This is a genomic window from Paenibacillus sp. GCM10027628 (assembly GCF_042676385.1).
In the GTDB taxonomy this organism is placed as follows: domain Bacteria; phylum Bacillota; class Bacilli; order Paenibacillales; family NBRC-103111; genus Paenibacillus_E.
Window position 1 is genome coordinate 1 of record NZ_JBHTHA010000054.1, and the last position, 600, is coordinate 600.

Below are 600 nucleotides of genomic sequence, written 5' to 3' on the forward strand. Positions count from 1 at the left end.
CCTCTGACGGCGTTAATACAACTAACGGAATTGGCAAAGCATACGTTATTGGTAACAAAGCTGGAACTGCTACTTTGGCAATCAGCTTCGTAGCTGCCGACGGATCGACTAAGACTTTGACAACTCCAGTAACTGTTAAGTCTGATGCACTTGCAGTTTCGAACGTTACTTGGGATGACAAAGCCTATAACGATGGCTACACATTCAATGCCTTCACAAACCTTAATGTTACTGATAATTATGGTAAGACTTACGAAGACGGAGATGCTCAGCACTATAACTACTTGCTTGGCGTAACATTCTCTGTTTCCAACGTAAGTGCTGGATCGAATGTAACAGTTGACCAGTTTGGTAAAGTAACTGTAACTGGTGGTACTAGCGCAACATTTGATCTGACTGCGACTTCCGCAACAGGCAAATCTGCGACTACTACAATCTATGCGAACAGCGCTCCTACAACTCGTACCGTGCACTAATCTCTTTAAAAAGGAGACCCTTCGGGGTCTTCTTTATTTTGTTTATTAAAGTATTCCACTGATGTATTTTTTATACGTTTGATGGCTTAGCAAACATAATAGGTAAGTTGGAAAGCGGAACAAA

The 600-nt window shown here is 41.7% G+C and carries 1 pseudogene; it reads left to right on the forward strand.

The features are described from left to right. A pseudogene (locus tag ACFQZT_RS32155) lies at positions 1–476 on the forward strand (hypothetical protein); the annotation flags it as partial. Positions 477–600 lie beyond the last annotated feature (124 nt).